Origin of the sequence: Leeuwenhoekiella nanhaiensis, assembly GCF_002744755.1 — a bacterium.
GTDB lineage: Bacteria > Bacteroidota > Bacteroidia > Flavobacteriales > Flavobacteriaceae > Leeuwenhoekiella > Leeuwenhoekiella nanhaiensis.
In genome coordinates this window covers 32,100-52,144 of record NZ_KZ319292.1, presented here as the reverse complement: position 1 = coordinate 52,144, position 20,045 = coordinate 32,100, and the positions used below count along the sequence as shown (strand labels likewise).

At 42.0% G+C, this 20,045-nt stretch carries 20 protein-coding genes; 10 read left to right on the top strand and 10 right to left on the bottom strand.

The features are described from left to right. Positions 1–85 precede the first annotated feature (85 nt). Entirely contained in the window at positions 86–1,066 is a 981-nt protein-coding gene (locus tag CJ305_RS12025) for an App1 family protein (RefSeq protein ID WP_099646528.1), read from the bottom strand. A gap of 65 nt (positions 1,067–1,131) precedes the next feature. Here CJ305_RS12025 and CJ305_RS12020 point away from each other — a divergent pair, with 65 nt between their 5' ends. The 6 genes from CJ305_RS12020 to CJ305_RS11995 all read left to right on the top strand — a co-directional run bounded on the left by CJ305_RS12020 (position 1,132) and on the right by CJ305_RS11995 (position 7,110). Continuing rightward, complete coding sequence (locus CJ305_RS12020; RefSeq protein ID WP_099646527.1) at positions 1,132–2,022, top strand: diacylglycerol/lipid kinase family protein; 891 nt, start codon at positions 1,132–1,134, stop codon at positions 2,020–2,022. An 85-nt stretch (positions 2,023–2,107) separates the two neighbouring features. Beyond that, positions 2,108–2,695: a superoxide dismutase family protein gene (locus tag CJ305_RS12015; RefSeq protein ID WP_099646526.1), complete on the top strand. Its 588-nt coding sequence runs from the start codon at positions 2,108–2,110 to the stop codon at positions 2,693–2,695. An 86-nt stretch (positions 2,696–2,781) separates the two neighbouring features. Further along, complete coding sequence (locus CJ305_RS12010) at positions 2,782–3,312, top strand: RNA polymerase sigma factor (protein WP_099646525.1); 531 nt, start codon at positions 2,782–2,784, stop codon at positions 3,310–3,312. A gap of 3 nt (positions 3,313–3,315) precedes the next feature. Then, entirely contained in the window at positions 3,316–4,125 is an 810-nt protein-coding gene (locus tag CJ305_RS12005) for an anti-sigma factor (protein WP_099646524.1), read from the top strand. A 369-nt stretch (positions 4,126–4,494) separates the two neighbouring features. Continuing rightward, complete coding sequence (locus CJ305_RS12000; protein WP_099646523.1) at positions 4,495–5,697, top strand: LETM1-related biofilm-associated protein; 1,203 nt, start codon at positions 4,495–4,497, stop codon at positions 5,695–5,697. A gap of 84 nt (positions 5,698–5,781) precedes the next feature. Next, on the top strand, positions 5,782–7,110 hold the full coding sequence (locus CJ305_RS11995) for a DUF2254 domain-containing protein (RefSeq protein ID WP_099646522.1): 1,329 nt from the start codon (positions 5,782–5,784) through the stop codon (positions 7,108–7,110). Here CJ305_RS11995 and CJ305_RS11990 read toward each other — a convergent pair. The 4 genes from CJ305_RS11990 to CJ305_RS19300 form a co-directional block, all read right to left on the bottom strand. Further along, the gene (locus CJ305_RS11990; RefSeq protein ID WP_099646521.1) at positions 7,107–7,865 is read right to left on the bottom strand and encodes a LytR/AlgR family response regulator transcription factor; all 759 of its coding nucleotides are present in this window, start codon (positions 7,863–7,865) and stop codon (positions 7,107–7,109) included. The genes CJ305_RS11995 and CJ305_RS11990 overlap by 4 nt on opposite strands. A gap of 91 nt (positions 7,866–7,956) precedes the next feature. After that, on the bottom strand, positions 7,957–8,271 hold the full coding sequence (locus CJ305_RS11985; protein WP_099646520.1) for a 2TM domain-containing protein: 315 nt from the start codon (positions 8,269–8,271) through the stop codon (positions 7,957–7,959). 93 nt (positions 8,272–8,364) lie between these two features. Continuing rightward, the gene (locus CJ305_RS11980; RefSeq protein ID WP_099646519.1) at positions 8,365–9,705 is read right to left on the bottom strand and encodes a 2TM domain-containing protein; all 1,341 of its coding nucleotides are present in this window, start codon (positions 9,703–9,705) and stop codon (positions 8,365–8,367) included. Further along, positions 9,705–9,884 (bottom strand): hypothetical protein, encoded by a 180-nt coding sequence (locus CJ305_RS19300; RefSeq protein ID WP_143469381.1) that lies wholly within the window; start codon positions 9,882–9,884, stop codon positions 9,705–9,707. Before CJ305_RS19300 ends, CJ305_RS11980 begins: the two co-directional genes overlap by 1 nt. Positions 9,885–10,077: 193 nt before the next feature. Here CJ305_RS19300 and CJ305_RS11970 point away from each other — a divergent pair, with 193 nt between their 5' ends. From CJ305_RS11970 to CJ305_RS11960, 3 genes are all read left to right on the top strand, one after another. Continuing rightward, a complete protein-coding gene (locus CJ305_RS11970; protein WP_099646517.1) occupies positions 10,078–13,746 on the top strand; it encodes a ShlB/FhaC/HecB family protein in 3,669 nt (1,222 codons plus the stop codon). Between the two features lie 80 nt (positions 13,747–13,826). Next, positions 13,827–15,245, top strand: coding sequence for an MBL fold metallo-hydrolase (locus CJ305_RS11965; protein WP_099646516.1), 1,419 nt, complete (start codon positions 13,827–13,829; stop codon positions 15,243–15,245). 5 nt (positions 15,246–15,250) lie between these two features. Further along, on the top strand, positions 15,251–15,643 hold the full coding sequence (locus CJ305_RS11960; protein WP_099646515.1) for a rhodanese-like domain-containing protein: 393 nt from the start codon (positions 15,251–15,253) through the stop codon (positions 15,641–15,643). A 51-nt stretch (positions 15,644–15,694) separates the two neighbouring features. Here CJ305_RS11960 and CJ305_RS11955 read toward each other — a convergent pair whose 3' ends face one another. Continuing rightward, complete coding sequence (locus CJ305_RS11955; RefSeq protein WP_099646514.1) at positions 15,695–16,060, bottom strand: winged helix-turn-helix transcriptional regulator; 366 nt, start codon at positions 16,058–16,060, stop codon at positions 15,695–15,697. A gap of 132 nt (positions 16,061–16,192) precedes the next feature. Between CJ305_RS11955 and CJ305_RS11950 the strand changes: the two genes are divergently transcribed. Beyond that, on the top strand, positions 16,193–17,080 hold the full coding sequence (locus CJ305_RS11950; protein WP_099646513.1) for an SDR family oxidoreductase: 888 nt from the start codon (positions 16,193–16,195) through the stop codon (positions 17,078–17,080). A 62-nt stretch (positions 17,081–17,142) separates the two neighbouring features. Here CJ305_RS11950 and CJ305_RS11945 read toward each other — a convergent pair whose 3' ends face one another. Genes CJ305_RS11945 through CJ305_RS11930 form a run of 4 tightly spaced genes read right to left on the bottom strand, consistent with a single transcriptional unit; the run spans position 17,143 to position 20,004 of the window. Then, positions 17,143–17,667 carry a hypothetical protein gene (locus CJ305_RS11945; protein WP_099646512.1) on the bottom strand — a complete coding sequence of 175 codons (525 nt, stop codon included), beginning with the start codon at positions 17,665–17,667 and terminating at the stop codon, positions 17,143–17,145. Between the two features lie 9 nt (positions 17,668–17,676). Beyond that, on the bottom strand, positions 17,677–18,357 hold the full coding sequence (gene rpiA / locus CJ305_RS11940) for a ribose-5-phosphate isomerase RpiA (RefSeq protein ID WP_099646511.1): 681 nt from the start codon (positions 18,355–18,357) through the stop codon (positions 17,677–17,679). 37 nt (positions 18,358–18,394) lie between these two features. Continuing rightward, positions 18,395–18,976: a nucleotidyltransferase family protein gene (locus CJ305_RS11935; protein ID WP_099646510.1), complete on the bottom strand. Its 582-nt coding sequence runs from the start codon at positions 18,974–18,976 to the stop codon at positions 18,395–18,397. Further along, positions 18,976–20,004 (bottom strand): XdhC family protein, encoded by a 1,029-nt coding sequence (locus tag CJ305_RS11930; protein ID WP_099646509.1) that lies wholly within the window; start codon positions 20,002–20,004, stop codon positions 18,976–18,978. The genes CJ305_RS11935 and CJ305_RS11930 overlap by 1 nt, the downstream gene beginning before the upstream one ends. Positions 20,005–20,045: the final 41 nt, after the last annotated feature.

Below are 20,045 nucleotides of genomic sequence, written 5' to 3'. Positions count from 1 at the left end.
GGTAACTCCAAAAGGAATAATGCTGCCAGTCTTTTAATGAATTCAGGTTTTTTTTAGCTGCCTTGTAAGCTTTCTCAGGAATAGTTCATTCAGATTCTATAATCCCTATTTTTTTGGAATGATTAATCGCCTCGCTGCTGTTTTCAAAATAACAGGTTGCCACGTCCAGACGTTCAATATTTTCAAGTGTTTTAGAGATTTTTGACTTTTGATGGCCGCCGGTTTGGCGCAAGTAAACCGCTTTTACATTAAGTGGGAACATTTTACAAATACGCTCATAAATGTAGGCGTCCTTTTGCGAATCATCACCCAGCAGTACATATTGCTGCTTCGGGTAAAAAGCGATCAAATCTTTAATTTTTACAAATTTATGGTCGTGATTACCGCCTCCGGTACTGAGAAAATCGGTTATTCCGGTTTTGATATCCTTCAGCTTTAAAACCGCTTTGGGCAATTCCTGCAAATTGGCAAACTGAACAATAAAATCATATAGGTTGTACTCGCTGCTTGATACGTAAAAAAAAGAGTTACGGGTACCTTCCCCTTTATGCCCACTGCTGCTCAAAGCCTGGTAATGACGTACTACATCTTTAAAAGTTTTACGCCGGTTTACATTTCGCGCCAGCATCACAAATAGTTTTTTAAAAATGTTTCCGCTATGCGAAATCAAAAAGGTATCATCAATATCAGAAATGATGCTCAGTTCGCTTTCAAAGGGTTTAAGCAATTCCCCTTTTTCAACAATACCAAAATCTTTATCACCCAGTTTACAGCCTACTTCATAGGTGTGCCATCCACTTTCAATATCCAGATTGTGCGGAATATTAAAACGAAAATAGCCATCATCCATCGTACGGGTGCGCACCTCAAGATCTTTAAAACGCAAAAAGACCTCTACGTTTTTAAGCGGCGAGATGCGAAACATATGTAAAACCGCAAAGGCATGCTTAAAACCCTTATGGTCTACCTGGAACTTATCGGGTGCCCATGATTTAAAAGCGTGGCCAAAAACCACCAGTTCTTCATCATTGGCATAACCCCGGTATAATTGTAAATCAAGTTTCACGTATTGGTATTATCTTAACGTTGTCTGGTGTTCAAAATACCTAATTTTAAAACGAAATCTACTTAATGAAAACACAAAAGACCATTTTACTGGTAATTAATCCCATCGCGGGAGGCACCGATAAGAAACCCATCATAAAGCGGTTTAAAACCTTTGTTACGGAAAATGACTACACAGCAGTAGTCTATGAGACCACGGGTGAGGATGATCAAAAAGCTATTGATGAGCTGGTTGACCGTATCAACCCGGAGCGGATTTTCATTTCAGGTGGTGATGGTACCATACGTGAAGTTGCAGATGTCCTAAAAGAAAAAGAGGTCAAAATAGCCCTGCTTCCCTCGGGTTCGGCAAACGGTCTAGCCGAAAATCTCGATTTACCAGAAAAGCTTGACGAGCAGTTAAAAATTGGTCTGGCCGATCATTTTATGGATCTGGATACGCTTGATGTGAATGGCCACACCTGCCTTCATATCGCTGATATTGGTGTGAATGCGCAACTTATCAAAAACTACGAGCAATCTGAGATTCGCGGTAAGTTTGGGTATTTACTACAGGCATTTCCCACGCTGGTGAACAGTAAATTTCCCTTTAGAGTCGCGCTAAAAGTAAATGGGGAAACACTAGAAAAAGAAGGTATTCTAGTCGCAATTGCCAATGCCAATAAATTTGGCACCGGTGCCAATATCAATCCTGAAGGTAAAATGAATGATGGGAAATTTGAGGTTTTGGTATTTAAAAATTTCAGCATAACCGAAATATTGAAGACCTTTTACGGAAGCAAAAACCTTGACCCAGATTTTGTAGAAGTTATTTGTTGTACTGAAGTCGAAATACAAACTGACGAAGCCATTGCCTTACAGGTTGATGGGGAATATCTGGGAGAAGAAACTCGCGTTAAAGCGCAGATGAATCCCAATAAAATAAACATTGCGGTGCCTTCAGGCTTTAAGCTGTAGTACAATGTTAAGCTATGCTTAATTCTTTGTGCAGCCCCTGCCTAACCCTTAATTTAGTGCTACAATTAACTAATACGCTACTATTATGAAGAATTATGCATTGTTTTTTTCTCTTGCTCTTGCATTAGGATTTACCTCTTGTAAAAACGATAAGAAAGATAAAGACGCCGAAGAAACTACAGTAACCGAAACTGCTGCGATGGAAGAACAAGCTCCTGAGCCTAAAAAGGTAACTGTTAAACTGGAATCTAAAAGTGGAAGTACTGCAAAAGGAAGCGCGGTATTTAAAGAAGAAGACGGCTCCGTTACGATGACAGCTGTTTTTGAAGGCCTTGAGCCGGGTATGCACGCCATCCACATTCACGAGAATGCAGATTGCTCTGCAGATGATGGTACCTCAGCCGGAGGTCACTGGAATCCTACTAAAGAACAACACGGTAAATGGGGTGATGCAGCCGGTTACCATAAAGGAGATATCGGTAATTTTGAAGCCGACGCCAACGGTAATGGTACTCTAACTATCACAACAGATGAATGGTGTATAGGTTGTGATGACCCAATGAAAGATATTCTTGGTAAAGGTCTTATCGTACACCAGGGAGCTGATGATTTTACCAGTCAGCCTAGCGGTGATGCCGGTGCCCGTGTAAGTTGCGGGGGTATCATTGAGTAAGACTCTAATAAGTTAACGAATATAAGCAGCCTTGGGGCTGCTTTTTTTGTTGGAATTTGATACATTTAGCAAACCAAAAAATCGCTATGCAACCCGACGAACTGATTTTACGATTACAGCAAAAAGACGAAAAAGCATTTGAGCGGATTTATGCTCTTTATTCTGAAAGTATTTTTGGTGTAATTAACAGCGTACTCCACGATACGGAAGCCTCTGAGGAAGTCTTACAGGACGTTTTTATTAAAGTATGGGACAATTCTGAATCTTATACTTCCAAAAAAGGACGTTTTTTCACCTGGCTTCTCAACATTGCACGCAACGCCGCCATAGATAAAACAAGGTCTAAGGCATTTAAGAACCAAAAGAAAAACCTTACTCAGGAATATTTCGTAGATATTCTTGAAAACAAAAGCAGTTTTACAAGCAAGGTTGATGCTATAGGAATTAAAAAGTATATCAAGACCCTTGGCGAAGAGTGTAAAAAAGTAATCGATTTGTTATTTTTTAAAGGATATACACAAAAAGAAACTTCAGAAGAGCTCAATATGCCACTTGGAACGGTTAAAACCCGTAACCGACTTTGCATAAATAAATTGCGTGAAATTTTGGTAAATTAAATTATGGATATTCAAGAATACATAGAATCTGGCATCCTCGAGCTCTACGTTTATGGAGCACTCACGCAAAAAGAAAGCGAAGAGGTTTCTGCAATTCTCGCACAATACCCCGAGGTACAGCAGGAAGTAGAGCAAATTGAGGCAGCACTTCAAAGTTTATCTTCTGCGGCAGCGCCTTACAATCCGGAGGCTTTGATAGCTGCAATCAAGTCAAAATTGAGAAATGCTGACGGGGTGATTCAACTGCAGCCTTCTGCCTCTCAAAAACGGGCGCGCATCCTTTCTTTTATAAGTGTTGCAGCTTCGATCATCTTCCTGATAGGAATTTTTGTGTTGCTTAACCGAACGAACAACTTACGTGAAGAACTTCAAACTGTAGAAGTCGAAAAAACACAGCTTGAAAGTAAATTGAATTATTCTGAAGAGGCCCTTCAGGAGACTAAAGAAATTCTGGCGGTCATTCGCGATCCACAGGTAACTAAAGTACCATTAGCGGGGCAGCAGGTTGCGCCGGAAGCTTATGTAAATGTATTTTGGGATAAAACTTCAAACAAGGCTTACATAGATGCTATGGGTCTTCCCGAACCTCCGGAAGGATTTGTATATCAGGTGTGGTCATTAAGATTAGATCCGTTAACACCTACCAGTATGGGTCTGTTAGAAAACTTTAGCGAAGATGAAAACAAGGTTTTTGAATTGGAAAATCCTAACGATTCTCAGGCATTTGGGATAACTCTGGAGCCTGCCGGCGGAAGCGAAACCCCAACGATGGAACAACTCTATACCCTGGGTGTTGTGCAGGGTAACGCCTAATTCTAAAAAAAAGTAATAAAATAAAAAATCCCTCTGATTGAATCAGGGGGATTTTTCTTTGGGAAAGAAGGCCAAAAAAAAAGAACCACCCGCTCTCTCCAAAGCATGGTGGTTCCCAACTAACAAAAAATCCAAAAAAACTAATCAACTAACCTAGTGACAAAATTTCCTTTTCATATTCTCCAAAAAATAAGGATTCGGATTTTTCAATTATAAAAGTTAAATGCCCAACTTAACTTTCTCACTATATTTACGTAGTAAAGATTCGTGTGGTTTTAAAAATCTGAATTTTATTTGTTAAAATTTACACGATATTGATTTTCAGAGTTTTAACTATTTAAAATTCAACATTCGTCTAAATTAAATCGTATGAATCCTTCAGCTCCCGGATGGATTTTAAAACACAAACCCCTCATTACCAAATGGCTTGATGAAGCATCAACCGGGCCTGAAGATTTCTATACCCGGCTTTTAAAAACCGGATTCATCTACGGGGTTTCGGTAAGCACGTGTATTTATAAAGATCGCGAACCCTTAAAATGGGATGAAACCGAACGCGCTAAAATCAATCTCTTTGATGCACTTCTTTACGTGTATTACAGTAAAAAAGGGAACTCTACTCATTTCTTTAAAGAAGTCGTTGACTTTTATACGCGCCTCAACACCTCCGAAAAAAGCTATTTTACGGGTTTTATTAAAACCAAACCTACTGCGACCGGCCTTGAGAAAATCATTCAATCCCGGTTACAAACCAACGAAGCTTTACTGCAGCGAAATTTCAGTAACCTTATTACCAATGCATTGCTCTTTCTCGACGTCATCGCTTTTGAATGGTATTTAGAGCATAAAGACGAAGACGTGGTTGTCTATGCCGCTCAATTTGAGGCCCTGCTGATGCAGCTCATTTGGATGGCATTCAATCAAAAACAGCAAAAAGAACACTTTGACAAACTGCTCCTGAAGCTTTTTGAAAAATCATTGCGCTATAACAGCAGTCTTGATAAAGGCCTCACATCGCTAGAAAGTCTTGAACTTTCTGCTCAAAACACTCTTTTCGCGCGACGGTATATGCTAGATCTCACTGCTCTCGCGGTATGGGATGATTACAAAATTGATTTAAATGAGCTGCAATTTTTGAAGGAACTGGGGAACCTGCTCGACTTTAATATCGAAATCACCCTCAACGCCACCCTTGGAGTACAGGAGTTCATTATGAGTAATCGGGGTCAAATCTCCTATCTAAACTACAGCAATCCGGTAAAGCATTTCTACAATCAGACGTCAAAAACCGTACGTACACTGATCATCAGGAATAAAAAACGTCTGCTGATCGAACTTTCAGAAAGTAAGGATCTGGTTATCTTACTCAGCTATTCAACGGTAAGAGATTTGACTAAAGCCGAAAAGAAACGCGTAAAAACTCAGTTGCTTGACATTTGTAAAAGCGTACCCTCGCTGGCCATTTTTATGCTTCCGGGAGGGGGTGTACTCCTGCCCCTCCTCATTAAATTTATACCCGAACTTCTGCCCAGCGCTTTTAATGAAAACAGGCCTGAAGATCAGGAATCCTGAAAATAGAATGCTTGAAAAAGCCAAATGCTGTTAAGAGAATACCAATTTTGGGGGCTTTGTAAAAATTATTATTGAAATTCGTTTATGCGACAATTATTTACCAAGTTCAAACTCATACTCGTTAACCTTACTGCAAACATTGGGTTTTATCCCACGCTCTTTGCCTTTGGAGGTCTTGTTATGGGTTTCGGGATGCTTTATGCGGAAAGCCGCGGTATTTCAAGCTTTTTAATTGAACACGTACCGCAGCTGGTCATTAACGACGCCGATACTGCGAGAACTCTATTGAGTACTTTTATAGGAGGAATCATCTCGCTGATGGTGTTCAGCTTCTCAATGGTTATGCTGCTGCTCAATCAGGCATCCAGCAATTACTCGCCCCGTATTCTTCCCGGACTGATTTCCAATAAAAAACACCAGTATGTTCTGGGCTATTACATCGCGGTACTTATTTACTGCATCCTTATTCTGCTTAGTGTAGAGCCTACAGACAACAAATACCAGCTACCCGGTTTTTCGGTGATTCTGGGTATAGTAATGAGTATGCTCGTACTGGCTTTGTTTATTTATTTTATACACTCCATTTCAGAAGCTATACAGATTAACCGCATCGTAGAAAATATTTTTACAAAGGCTAAAACCAGACTTGATCGCCTTATTGAAAATACCGGGGATCACGATCGCAGTATTGATTTTCCGGAGGGTAAGGACTGGTTTGAGATACGCATAGATGAGACCGGTTACCTGCAAACTATTGCTATAGATACACTGATGGAAATTTGTAAGGAAAACGACGTTAAGGTGCGTATTATGCAGCCTAAAGGATCGTTTATACTTAAAAATATACCTATCGCCCGTTGCTCCAAAGAACTAGATGAGCAAACCACAAATAATGTGCTCTCGTGCTTCGCTTTTTCGCGTAGCGAAATCGTAACCCACAACTACATTCTGGGCTTTAAACAGCTTACCGAAATTGCGCTTAAAGCGATGAGCCCCGGTATTAATGATCCCGGCACCGCCATCACCTGTATAGACTACCTCACTGAGCTTTTTGCACTTCGGCTCAGAAAAGAAGATTACAGCTACATTCACAATGACGAGGGCGAAGCGCTCATCTGCCTGCGGACTATTGACTTTAAGGAACTTATCTACTTCGTTTTTGTAGCGCTGCGCAGTTATTGTAAGCACGATGTGATTATGCTGCATAAGATGCTAACCGCACTTTATTTTCTGCTTCAGGTACAAAGTGTGATTAAAGATTCTGAAGAAATTATCATTGATGAAATCAACCTTATTCTGGAAGACGCGAAAGAAAATATTCAGAACCCTACAGACTTAAAGGTCATTTTTCAAATCCGGGAAAAAATTGCGAGACACAATTCAACGGATAAACATCTTGTCAGCATCGACTAGGACAGCCAAAGTTTAAAATCTTTAACCCGTTCCCGGCTTACAATGATTTCCTGATCTTCGCAGGCTTTCAACTTGATTTGCAGGCGTGAATTGGTGTAACTAATGATATCCTGAATCGCTTCAATATTCACATAATATTTGCGGCTCACCCTGAAAAAGGTATCGGGAGCCAGTTCCTCTTCCAGATTTTCTAATGTAGTTTCGAGCAGGTAATCACGTTTATCAGAAGTGCGGGCATAGGTGCCTTTGTTTTCGCTATAAACACACATTACATCGTCAATATTAATCATCTTAATATGCTGACCTATTTTTACCGTAAAACGCTTTTTATACTCGCGGTCAACAGGATTGACTCCTAATAATTTACGGATATCTTCAAAGTTAAATGTGCTGCTCTTTAGATCGGGACGCTGCTTTTTGAATTTTGAAACCGCGGCTTCCAGTTCGTCCTCATCAATAGGTTTTAGCAGGTAATCAATACTGTTCAGTTTAAAAGCCTGAAGGGCGTACTCGTCGTAAGCAGTGGTAAAAATAATGGCACTTTGTACAGTCACCGCATCAAAAATTTCAAAAGATAACCCATCGCTGAGCTGTATATCTAAGAATATTAAATCAGGGTGCTCTTCCGTTTTAAACCAGGCAACCGCCTCTTCTACGGAGTGTAACTGAGCCAGAACGGTTAACTCAATGGCTTCAAGCATACGGGTTAGACGGCGTGCAGCAGGTTTTTCATCTTCAATAACGAGGACATTCATGGTTCTATTAGTTCTAATGCGATTTTTTTTAAAAAACGTTTTATGGGTTTTGCCAATGGCTAAAACACTCCGTGGCTTTGCTCAGGATTGTTTATTCCCAGCGACCCATATTTGATTTAGAACGTTCTTCGCGTTCCATATACTCTTTAATTTTGCGCTCTTCCCATTCTTTCGTTACAATGGGATTCCAGTTAAAAGCTTTCGCAGCCTGAAAAAGCAGACCAATCCCCCAGCCGGCGGCGGCCCAAAGAAACCAGGGATGTGAAAGGCCATCCACATAATAATTAAGTGTGGCGAGGGCCGAAATTACAATGATATAACTTACTAAGCTGCCATAAAACTTCTTGATTTCTGCAACCTGCTCTTTAGCTTTTAAATACCGGCTTTCCTGTTCAAAATTTTCCATAATTAGTCTTTTTAATTCTTGTGTAAAGTTGAAGATATACCCATTGCTTTCCCACTTAATCAGACCCAACTGTCAAATAAATGGGATCAATTGTTAGTTGTTGCGTTTCTCTTTTTCCATAAGCTCCTGAATCTTGCGCTGCTCCCAACCTTTACCTAAGATTGGATTCCACTCAAACACTTCAGCACCGTGAAAGAAGACTCCAAGGCCCCAGCCTAAAGCCGGAAATATCACCCAGGGAAAGTTTGAGGTCATCGCATTAAGCACAATTAATGCGGGAATGATAAGGCAATACATCGTCAGGTTTACATAAAAGCCTTTGAGCTTAGCCACGTGCTCTTTGGCGCGGTCGTATTTCTTTTCAAGCAGATAATTCTCGGTTTTCATGACATTCGTTTTTAATTGACGGGTTAAAGTGGGTAATTTGATGATGAATTCGGTTTCGGTTTTCTCTACGAAAACCCTGCGGGACGTAAGCAGTGCGTATCGTTGTCTAATGTTGAAAAGCCCTACACCACTACCCCGCTCCATATTTTTTTTAGGCTGAAGCGTGTTACGCACCACCAGATAGCCCGGTTCTTCTTCAATGCGTATTTCTAACCGGCGGTTACTGCTTACCACATTGTGCTTAACAGCATTTTCAAGCACCAGCTGAAGGGCAAGAGGCACCATTTTGGCTTCAGGCTTCTGAAGCTCCTCGGGCATCGTAAAAACAATACTGTCTTCATACCGCATCTTAAGTAGCGTCATATAGGTCTTTGCAAAAGCCAGTTCCTCTTCAAGCGTAACCAGCTCTTTATTCTTTTGTTCCAAAACATAACGATAGACCTTAGAAAGCGATGTGGTAAAGCGCTGCGCCTGATGCGGATTTTCGTCAATAAGACTGGTTAGTACATTCAGGCTATTAAATAAAAAATGCGGATCAAGCTGATTTTTGAGAGCGTCAAACTGTGCTGAAGCGGTACCGGCAATGATTTTTTGCTCCTTAAGTTGATAGTCCTTTCGCTGCTTGTAGAAATAAAACGAGTAAAAAATCGTATTAACCACAAGGGCTACAAAAAGCGGTATCCAGTAATCCTTATAATCCTGAGTTTCTAAAAATCGCTCAACCGAAGTGCCTAAAATCACAGAGCTGTGAAATAATTCCAATAGAAATACAGCCAGAATCGAAACCAGCATCCCGCTAATAATCGCTGGGATGGTGCGTTTAAAAGTGAAAAGTTCTGATTTGTAAGTATGGTGAAAATACCGAAATACGCCCATGTTAAACATGTACAGTACAATGGAGTATAACATACTCATAGCAAAATCCTGAGCTAACTCACCATTGAATATCAATTGATTGCCTAACAGCACATGAATAAGGATAAATACCAGGTAAATGGACACTCCTACGATACAGGCCTTGGCAAATTCTTTGATAATCACATTCATTATACAACAGCTTTAAACTTCGCGGTTTTAATATCTACACACTTTTTAAAGGTATCACATTCTTCAGAATTGAAAGGAATAACGACACTATACCCGATTTGAGCTGATGTCATCTCCCCTGTGCTGAAACCCAAGACCGAAAGGGCAAGATGGAGTACGTAAACCAGTAATTTGACCATAACACTGTTATTTTGGTTAGACCCGTCAAAGATTGAAAATGAAACCGCTCTTTTCAGATTAAAAAGACTGAGTTGTAAAATAGGTCTACTGAATTGTAAATTCAGCAAAAATTGACCAAGAACGTTAACAATCACATAAAAACTTTTAGCCCTCAGATCGTTTAGTAATTTTGTGATAACAACCTAATAATTAATGCGATCACATCTACCCTATAAGAGCCTTGTCACCCTGATTTTGACCGGCCTGATTCTTTCCTGCGCGAGTAAACGCACCCAGTTTAGAGACCGGGAACAACGAGTTTCCCAAACCACCGCCGATACCTCAAAGTACCGCAGCTTTTTTGTTATTGGCAACCTGGGTGCCGATAAGAAAGGTCCTAATAAGACGCTCTTAGACGCCTTTTACGAACTACAGTCAAAAAGCGCCGCTAAGGACGATTATCTCGTACTTGCCGGAGATAACATCTACCCGGATGTGGGTAAAAAGGAGGATACCGAAGAACAACTCGATCCGCTGGTAAAGCTTATCAAAGAATTTAATGGTAAAACACTGATTATTCCCGGCGAACACGAGTGGAATGATCGCGGTGTGAAAGGCCTTGAATCTATTGAAGATCTTATTGAAGAAAAGATGGGCAAAGACAATCACTTTCAACCCGAAAATGGTTGCCCTCTGGAAGTGATTGATGTAGACGAGGAGACCGAAATCATTGTTGCAGACTCCCAGTGGTATATTGAGAACTGGAGTACGCAACCCGGTTTTAATGACAAGTGTGCAATAAAAACGCGCGAGCAATTTCTAACACTACTTAAAGATGAGGCCCGTAAAGCGCGTCATAAGAATGTGATTCTCGTAATGCATCATCCGTTGTATTCAAATGGGATTTATGGCGGGGAAATGAGCTCCCGTTCATTTTACAGACCTTCAGCAGAGAATGCTTTCATTCCGGGAGCCGGCTTTTTATGGGCATTTGCACGAACTCAGGGAGGTATCTCTAAACAGGATCAGTTTAACCCGCTAATGAATGAACTCATGCACGAGATCAAACTGATGTCCATTGGTTTACCCCGATTATTCGTGGTTTCGGCTCACGAGCAGTCCCTGCAATACATTGAAAACAAAGATATCAGACAAATCATTTCCGGCACAGCCGCAAAAAGTGAATATGCCCGTTTAGGTAAAGACGGACTCTTTGCTTCGGTTAAACCGGGATTGGCCGAACTGAGATTATACAAAGACGGCGCTTCAACCGTTCATTTTTATGAACTGAATCAAAATGGAAAGCTCACAGAGCGCTATTCTAAAGAGAGTTTTGCCGCACCAGAGCCCTACCCAATAGACTCACTGCCAGATTCCTTTCCGAAAACGGAAACCGCCAGCATCTATCCTAAAAATCTTGTGGAAGTATCAGAAGCTTATGAAAAAAAATGGGGGAAGCATTACCGCGATCTATATGGAGTAGAAATTGAAGCTCCTATCGCAATTTTAGATACGTTGTACGGGGGTCTTAAGGTAGAACGCGCCGGTGGTGGGCATCAAACGCAATCCCTGCGCCTGGTAGATGCTGACGATCGCGAGTATAATATGCGGGCTTTGGCAAAAGATCCTTTTGCATTTTTACAGGCTATGGGTTACGATGACCTTGATGCGCAGCAATATTTTCAAGGGACTCTACCCGCCCGTCTTATTGAAGATTTTTACACAGCCTCGCATCCCTATGGTGCGTTTGCGATTCCCCGTCTTGCAGGAGCTGCAGATCTTAATCATACACATCCTAAAGTCTTTTATGTTCCAAAGCAAAAAGCTCTGGGCGATTTTAATGAGACTCACGGCGACCGTTTATATATGATTGTAGAAAAACCAGACGATGATTTTAACAGCAGTCACATGTTTGGTTTTAATGAAGATGTAGAAAGTACCGCTGATCTTTTTGAAGCCATTCGCGAAGATGAGAAAAACAGAGTTGATGAGCAGGCTTACATCAAAGCGCGGGTATTTGATATGCTCGTAGGTGACTGGGACCGTCACGAAGACCAGTGGCGCTGGGCCGAACGTAAGAACAGCGACAGCACCTACTCCTTTATTGCCATTCCACGCGATCGCGATCAGGTATTTTCAAAATTTGATGGCAAGTTTATACAGACGATGCAAAAATTTATGGCAGGTACACGCGAATTGGGGAATTACGGGCCGGATATTGAATTTGTAAAGCATTTCAGCGAGAGCGCTATAAACCTGGATCGGGCGGTGCTTCAGAATACCAATAAAAAAGACTGGTTGGATGCCGTAGATTTCATACAGAAAAATATAACTCCCGAAGTGGTTGCAAAGGCGTTTAGCGAAATGCCGAAGGAAATTCAGGATGAGAAATGGCAACAGCTTCAGGAAGATGTGCTGGCGCGAAAAGAAAACCTCGAAAGCATTGTAGAGCGCTATTACGATTACTTTATTGACTTTCAAACCTTGAAAGGAACCGATAAAGACGACCATTTTTACATCAACCGAAACGATGACGGCACAACGCATATCAGCGCCTATCGCATCAAGGATGGTGAAGATGGAGCCTTACTTTTTGACAGGGTTTTTGATCCGAAGGAAACTCAGGAAATCTGGGTTTATGGTCTGGACGATGATGACGTCTTTACCGTTACCGGTGATCGGGGTTCTAAAATCAAGATGGTTATTGTGGGTGGTCAAAATGACGACACCTATGAAATAGAAAACGGTAGTAATCTCACGGTTTACGATCAGCCCGAAGGAAATGAGGTTAAAGTGAATAAGGGCGCCCGACTTCGGTTTAATAATATCTACGAGAATCATATCTACGACTCCGAACGCAGACCGGATGAAGCTAAGAAAGTTGCGCTTAAATTACCGTACAACCCAGATTGGGGTGTGGCACCTCATATCAGGATCGCGCGGCAAAAAATGGGCTTCGAGCGCAATCCGTTTACTTCTCAGTTTGTTTTAGACGCACAGTATTTTTCATTGACGCAGGCCGGGGCTTTTGAAGGTGAGTTTCATTTCAGCAATATTTTCCCGGAATGGAACTTTCTCATTGGCGCTCGTGTTACGACCAACAATTACACTGAAAACTTCTTTGGTTTTGGTAATGAATCAGAAAATACTAATTCCAATTTTGACGCGAATCGCCTGCTCAATCAACAATTTGAATACGCCGCAGGTGTTTATTACGATGGGGAATATGGCAGTTCGTTTAAGCTTGCTTTGGCTTATCAACACTATGCGTTTGATGCTTCCGCTTTGCGTGAACTGGGCAATGCAACGTCTCAAAACAAATACGCTACCCTAAAAACAGAATACAACTACCGCAGTGTTGATGACGCGGCTTACCCTACACGAGGCATGCATTTTACAGCTGCCGTTTCAATCTATGATAACTTGAATGAGGCCACAACAGTTTATGCTGCAGACCCTTTCCTTACATTCTGGAATGCCATAGACAGCTCCCGCGATTTGGTACTTAAAACCGAGGTAGCCGGGCAATTGCGATTTGGCGATCCTGCCGTATTTTTTCAATCGGCTCAACTGGGCGCTTCTTCGGGTCTGCGCAGTTACCGTATAGATCGCTTTACAGGTGATAAGGCATTACGAGGCTCTGCCGATGTTTTATACCGTTTTAAACCCTTAAAGACAGCCATCTTTCCGCTACGCTCGTACATTTTTGGTGGCTACGATATGGGCCGGGTTTGGTATGAAGGAGAAGATTCGGAACGCTGGTATAACAGTTTCGGTGGGGGAATTAACCTGAGTATGGGTGGTTTTTTAAGCGGAAATATCGCGTATTTTACAGGTGATGAAGGTGGTCGCCTGAGTTTTGGGCTTAATTTTGGACTTTAGGTCAAACCTTCAAATGTAACCCGTGTTACCGCGACACCCATTAAGGTGCCTTATCTTTGCCCTATAAATACAGTACTACAATGACTATAGAACAGATTTACACCGGTTGTTTGGCTCAGGGAGCCTATTATATTGAAAGTAACGGCGAGTCCGCCGTAATTGATCCGCTGCGTGAGGTAAAGCCTTATATAGAGCGTGCAGAAGCAGATAACGCCAAAATCAAATATATTTTTGAAACCCACTTTCACGCTGACTTTGTGAGCGGTCACGTTACTCTGGCTAAAGAAACCGGAGCGGAAATCGTCTACGGTCCTAAGGCCAATCCTTCATTTGACGCCCTTATCGCAAAAGACGAGCAGGAATTTAAAATAGGCAACATTACCATCAAAGTGTTGCACACACCCGGTCACACGATGGAAAGTACGACCTACCTCCTGATTGATGAAAATGGAAAAGATCACGCGATTTTTAGCGGAGACACCTTATTCCTGGGCGATGTAGGCAGACCCGATTTGGCACAAAAAGCCAAAGAACTTACTCAGGAAGATCTCGCAGGCTATTTATTTGACAGCTTGCGCGAAAAGATTATGCCATTGGCTGATGACGTTATTGTATATCCGGCACACGGTGCAGGTTCTGCCTGTGGAAAAAATATGAGCAAGGAAACGGTTGATACCCTGGGCAATCAGAAAAAAACCAATTATGCCTTGCGGGCAGATATGACCAAAGAAGAATTTATTCAGGAAGTGACTGACGGTCTCTTGCCTCCTCCCTCCTATTTCCCATTGAATGTGAAAATGAATAAGGAAGGATATGACGACATTGACGAGGTTTTAGAACGCGGAACACGAGCGCTTTCTCCCGATGCCTTTGAAACCGCGGCGAACGAAACCGGAGCGGTGATCCTTGATGTAAGACACCAAAATGATTTTGCTAAGGGTCACATCCCAAGATCTATATTTATAGGTATTGACGGCGGTTTTGCTCCCTGGGTGGGCGCTCTTATTGCCGACACTGAGCAGGCTATTTTATTAGTCGCCAATGAAGGTCGCGAGGAAGAAACCATTACCCGACTTTCGCGAGTGGGCTTTGACGGGACTATAGGCTATCTCAAAGGCGGATTTAAAGCATGGGAAGCAGCAGGTAAAGAAACCGATTCTGTAAAATCGGTACCTGCGAGGGAAGTGGAAGCCGCCGTAAAAGCTGATTCAGACACGCCGGTTTTTGATGTGCGCAAACCCGGCGAATTTGAAGCAGAGCATCTGGAAGTGGCCGAAAGTACTCCGCTTGATTACATCAACAAACATTTAAGCGAATTTCCTGATACTAAAGAATTTTACATTCACTGTGCCGGGGGTTACCGCAGTATGATTGCTGCCAGCATCTTAAAAAGCCGGGGCATTCACAACCTCATCGACGTACAGGGAGGTTATGGCGCTTTGAAAGAAACAGAGCTAAGAACCACCAATTACGTCTGCCCTTCCACCTTAAAAAAATAGGAAAGATGAAAGCTATATTTAGTTTACTGCTTTTAAGTCTGTTCACTTTTGGTGCCAAAGCTCAGGAAAACAATCACCTCATTTTAGATAAAAATGCTTTTCGCGACAGCATCAATGCTAAAAAGGTATTGCTTCTTGATGTGCGTAGAGCGGAAGAGTTTGAAGCCGGTCATATTGAGAAGGCACTCAATTTTAATGTGCTCGATTCGCTGAACTTCAGAGCACAGGTTGAACAGCTGGACCCTGAAACTCCGGTCTACCTCTATTGCAGATCGGGTAACCGAAGCGGCAAAGCAGCGGTCATTATGCAGGAAATGGGTTTTCGAACCCTCTATGACCTCAAAGGCGGTTATCTGGGCTGGACCGAAGAAAATGCAGCAGCAGCTAAAAACGAGTAGTTGTTTTTTATATAATACAAGAAGGCTGTTTAAAAATTTTGAGCAGCCTTTTTACTTTTTATACGCCGCCCGCGATTGGGTAATCGCTTCAAAATTGGCATTGGCCCATTGAACCAGACTTTTTATATGTGGAATCAGCGATGCTCCGCGTTCACTTAAAGTATATTCTACCCGTGGCGGAATTTCAGGATATTGGGTTCGCAGAACCAGACCGTCTGCTTCCAAAGATTTCAACGTAACGGCAAGCATTTTTTGAGAAATGGTATCAATCATTTTATGAATCTCGTTAAAACGCAGGACTTTGGTATCGTCAAGCACGAGTAAAACCAGCGTAGACCATTTGTCTCCAAAGCGATCCAAAACATTACGCACCGGGCAATTTTCAGAATCTGCAAATTTTTTTTCAGAATTTTCCATTATAACACATTGAATTTCAACAAAACTAACTTCCGGGAAAGTGACCTACAGCCTCGTAAGTTCTTCCACATGAGTCAATTACTTCTTATCTTTGACTTACCAAAAGTAAGTTAATAACTTAAAATAAAAAACATGAGTACTTATTTAATTACAGGAGCAACCGGAGGTTTAGGTAGCAGCGTGGTTGAACACCTTTCAACTACTATAAATCCATCTGAAATCGCAGTATTGGTACGCGATGCAGCAAGCGATCAGGCTAAAGCATACAAAAGCAAAGGTTTTGAACTACGCATTGCCGATTACGATAACACAGAAAAACTCACGGAAGCCTTTAAGAATATTGAAATTCTCTACTTTGTTTCCGGGAGTGATATTGGTACAAGAAGCGTACAGCATAAAAATGTGGTGGATGCAGCAACTCAGGCGGGAGTGCAACATGTGGTTTACACCAGTGCCGGGAGAAAAGACGAAAGCGAAAACTCTCCGGTAGCTGTTGTAATGGACGCCCACATCAAAACCGAAAACTGGCTTAAAGAATCGGGAATGGCGTATACCATTTTGAGACATAATCTGTATGCAGAAGTGATTGCACTCTTTCTAGGCGAAAAAGAAGCCTTGCTTCAATCAAAAACCGTCTTTCTACCTACGGGTGCTGGCAAGACAGCTTTTGCCTTACGCGACGATTTAGCTGAAGCCGGAGCGCTTATTTTGAAAAATGCAGCACAGCACCAAAACAAAATCTATACGCTAGACGGACCAAAAGCGATTGATTTTAAAGCGGTAGCTGAAATCCTGAGCGCTATCACGGAAGAAGAAATACACCATGTATCTCCCGATGTAGAAACGTTTAAATCGACTATGGCTTCCTATGGCGTACCGGAAGATATCATAAATATGATGCTGGGATTCTCTCTGGGGATTTCGCAGGGCGAATTCAATTCTGAGTCTAAAGATCTGGAGAATCTACTTGGCAGAAAGCCTAAAGCTGTGGCCGATTTTTTAAAGCAGGTTTACGCTTAAAACTAAAAATTAATGATATCTAAAAAGGGAGAAACAACACTAACAGCTTCTCCCTTTTTAGTTTATTCAATCTCCTTCCAGTTTCCCTTTCGGAAATACATATTATTAAATTTTGGGGAATTAAAAACTAGAAAAAAGTCCCAAATCTCTCGATATATAGTTGGATTACTCGTCACAACATGATGTGTTGGGCTTTCCATGTTAATCATCAATCGAGCTGATTGAAAAGGTGTTTTAGTTTGAATTGAACCTGTATAAGTTTCCTTGATATTAGCTCCTTCCGTGACGTAGAAGTAAATGGAGTCATTCTTTTTGATCTCAAAGCGGAAATGATTGTATTGCCAATCTGCCTGCTTACCGGGAAAGTAATTGCGGTCAATTATATATTCTCCATAAAAATCACTTTTGTCGAGAATTTTTTTCGTGTAGAAAGGTTTAAGGATAGCTGATAAAATCCATATACCTATGATTCCTCCCCAAAATCCTAAAAATAGAATTCCAAAAGACTTTTTTTTGGAATAAATCAGTAATACAAAGAGAAGAACTGAAAGCGGTAATACAATAAAGATGAAACCTAATCCTGCCATTAAACAAAATTAGTGCTTCCGCTCCTTAATCTCCGATCCGCCTTCTTTCCCCACAATAATGAGGCTGGTGCTATCGAGGAAAAGTCCGGTTTCAACCACACCGGGAATTTTAAGCAATTTGATTTCCAGTTCCTGAAGATCGTCTACTTCAAAAATATCAATATCCAGAATGTTGTTGTTTTCGTCGGTTCGGTATTCGTTTCCTTCCTTCATTCGCTGTACAGGCTTTAAACCTTCCGCTTCGAGATAGGTTTTGATTTGTTTGGTCGCAAACGGAATCACTTCGACAGGAAGTTTAAAAGCGCCCAGTTTCTTCACATCCTTACTGCTATCGGCAATGATGATGTTGAATTTGGTATTCCACGCCAGAATCTTTTCGCGTAGCAAAGCGCCGCCACCCCCTTTGATCAATTGGAAATCGCCGTCAAACTCATCGGCGCCGTCAATGGTGACATCGATATGGTCTACCTCGTGAAGCTCCACGATTTTAATGCCCAATTCTTTAGCGAGCTTTTCGGTTGCATCAGATGAAGGTACGCAGGTAAGGTTTACCCCCTCTGCTACCATCTGGCCCACAGCTTCGATCATGTGTTTTGCGGTTGAGCCTGTACCCAGACCTACAACCATGTTGTTTTTAATGTATTTAACCGCTTCTAATGCGGCTTGCTTTTTTTCCTGATCTGCAGTCATGAAGAATGGTTTATGCTGGTTAGATTTCTAAATTAATTCAATTTTTAAGCAAACGACTATAATCGTCAGGCGTATCTATGTCCTGAACGCGGTCTTCTGCGATTAGTGTTAATGGTTTTGGATTTCCCGAATTCAGTAATTGCCGCGCGCCCTGATCGCCGTCAAGAGTCTTTAACTGGTCAAAAAAAGATTTCGGAAACAGCGCAGGTACTCCGTTTTTTGAACCGTAATCGGAAGCGATAAGGGTATTTTTATGTACAGTGGCCATGCCCATAAGTTGGGTGAGGAATACGGCATCAATACGGGGTTGATCGGCGAGCATGATTAAGGCGTAATCAAAGCCTGCTTTTTCAATCTCCTGAATACCTACCGCAATACTGCTGCCCATTCCCTGCTCCCAGTTCGGGTTATAGATCGTCTTTACCGGTTGCCGAATCTCGTTTTTGATATCCTCTGCGCCCGCACCCAAAACACAATAAATCGCGTCAGCCGGGGTTTTTAAGGCCTGCTCAATCGCATAACCCAGTAAGGTGGTATGTTTGTAGGAGAGCAGCTGTTTTACTTTGCCCATTCGTGAGGCGCTTCCGGCGGCCAGAATGAGAATTGCAATTTTATCCATTAGCTGATGGCCGAATTAATTTTACCGGTAAGTGTTTTAAGTGAAAGTGAATTGCGATTACGGGTCACCGCAAGAATTTCGGCTAAAATAGAAAGCGCGATCTCCTCAGGGGTTACAGACCCAATATTTAAACCTGCCGGACTGTAGATCTGTTCCAAAAAATCAAGATCCAGATCCGGTGCATAGTCCAGAAGTTCGTGTTGTATTTTCTCGCGGCGCTTCACCGATCCAAGGATTCCCAGATAGGGAAGTTTCAAGTCTTTCAGTTTTACCAAATACTGCAAATCCTGCGCGTAATTGTGGGTCATCAGCACAACAGCCGTCTGTGCATCGAGAGTGGCAGCGTCAAAGGTATCGGCGTTGCCGCCTATTACCCGGGCCGCTCCCGGAAAATCCTTTAATTCTTTGGGATCTTTCAGCGAGGTGATGACATCTACCTCCCATCCCAGCATCGCTGCCATCGTACACAATTTTACGGTATCGTGCTCACCGCCAACCAGAAGTAATTTAAACCTTGGATTAAGGGTTTGTTTAAACCGAAGCGCTTCGGAGGGTGCTTCAAGCGTGCTTGTATTTTGAAAGTAGACTTGATTGCTTTCGCCCACACGTAAAAACGAACCAAAATCCCCGGTAGCCTCATCTTCCTTTTTATAAAAACTAACAATCTCAAAGCTTTCGCGCTGCGAAAGCAGATTTTCAAAAGTATGTACCAGTTGGTCTGAAGCTTCAAAACGTTCCAGCAAAATATAGAGAACGCCCTCACAACCCAGGCGGTAACGCCCATCATAGGTCATAATTTTAGATACGCCGGTCTTAAAAACCGATTCCGCGCGACGCACCACTTCTTTCTCTACACAGCCGCCACTTACAGCCCCGGTCATCGCACCGTTCTCGGCGATGAGCATACGTACACCGGGTTTTCGATAAGACGAACCGTCAAGCGCGACCACGGTTGCTAAAACACAGAAAACACCCTGTGATTTGTAGACTTTCGCCTGATTTAAAATTTCTAAAAATTCGTGTGTCATGTGAATTTTGCTTGCGGAAGCATTAAAGATAAAACTTTGCA

What these genes read in the sequence shown, in the direction of transcription:
- CJ305_RS11945 (WP_099646512.1), bottom strand. Translation starts at nt 17,667, where the DNA reads ATGGCAGGATTAGGTTTCATCTTTATTGTATTACCGCTTTCAGTTCTT.
- CJ305_RS11950 (WP_099646513.1), top strand. Translation starts at nt 16,193, where the DNA reads ATGAGTACTTATTTAATTACAGGAGCAACCGGAGGTTTAGGTAGCAGC.
- CJ305_RS11935 (WP_099646510.1), bottom strand. Translation starts at nt 18,976, where the DNA reads ATGGATAAAATTGCAATTCTCATTCTGGCCGCCGGAAGCGCCTCACGA.
- CJ305_RS11930 (WP_099646509.1), bottom strand. Translation starts at nt 20,004, where the DNA reads ATGACACACGAATTTTTAGAAATTTTAAATCAGGCGAAAGTCTACAAA.
- CJ305_RS11965 (WP_099646516.1), top strand. Translation starts at nt 13,827, where the DNA reads ATGACTATAGAACAGATTTACACCGGTTGTTTGGCTCAGGGAGCCTAT.
- rpiA (WP_099646511.1), bottom strand. Translation starts at nt 18,357, where the DNA reads ATGACTGCAGATCAGGAAAAAAAGCAAGCCGCATTAGAAGCGGTTAAA.
- CJ305_RS11990 (WP_099646521.1), bottom strand. Translation starts at nt 7,865, where the DNA reads ATGAATGTCCTCGTTATTGAAGATGAAAAACCTGCTGCACGCCGTCTA.
- CJ305_RS11970 (WP_099646517.1), top strand. Translation starts at nt 10,078, where the DNA reads ATGCGATCACATCTACCCTATAAGAGCCTTGTCACCCTGATTTTGACC.
- CJ305_RS12020 (WP_099646527.1), top strand. Translation starts at nt 1,132, where the DNA reads ATGAAAACACAAAAGACCATTTTACTGGTAATTAATCCCATCGCGGGA.
- CJ305_RS11985 (WP_099646520.1), bottom strand. Translation starts at nt 8,271, where the DNA reads ATGGAAAATTTTGAACAGGAAAGCCGGTATTTAAAAGCTAAAGAGCAG.
- CJ305_RS12000 (WP_099646523.1), top strand. Translation starts at nt 4,495, where the DNA reads ATGAATCCTTCAGCTCCCGGATGGATTTTAAAACACAAACCCCTCATT.
- CJ305_RS11955 (WP_099646514.1), bottom strand. Translation starts at nt 16,060, where the DNA reads ATGGAAAATTCTGAAAAAAAATTTGCAGATTCTGAAAATTGCCCGGTG.
- CJ305_RS12010 (WP_099646525.1), top strand. Translation starts at nt 2,782, where the DNA reads ATGCAACCCGACGAACTGATTTTACGATTACAGCAAAAAGACGAAAAA.
- CJ305_RS11980 (WP_099646519.1), bottom strand. Translation starts at nt 9,705, where the DNA reads ATGAATGTGATTATCAAAGAATTTGCCAAGGCCTGTATCGTAGGAGTG.
- CJ305_RS12005 (WP_099646524.1), top strand. Translation starts at nt 3,316, where the DNA reads ATGGATATTCAAGAATACATAGAATCTGGCATCCTCGAGCTCTACGTT.
- CJ305_RS19300 (WP_143469381.1), bottom strand. Translation starts at nt 9,884, where the DNA reads ATGGTCAAATTACTGGTTTACGTACTCCATCTTGCCCTTTCGGTCTTG.
- CJ305_RS12015 (WP_099646526.1), top strand. Translation starts at nt 2,108, where the DNA reads ATGAAGAATTATGCATTGTTTTTTTCTCTTGCTCTTGCATTAGGATTT.
- CJ305_RS11960 (WP_099646515.1), top strand. Translation starts at nt 15,251, where the DNA reads ATGAAAGCTATATTTAGTTTACTGCTTTTAAGTCTGTTCACTTTTGGT.
- CJ305_RS11995 (WP_099646522.1), top strand. Translation starts at nt 5,782, where the DNA reads ATGCGACAATTATTTACCAAGTTCAAACTCATACTCGTTAACCTTACT.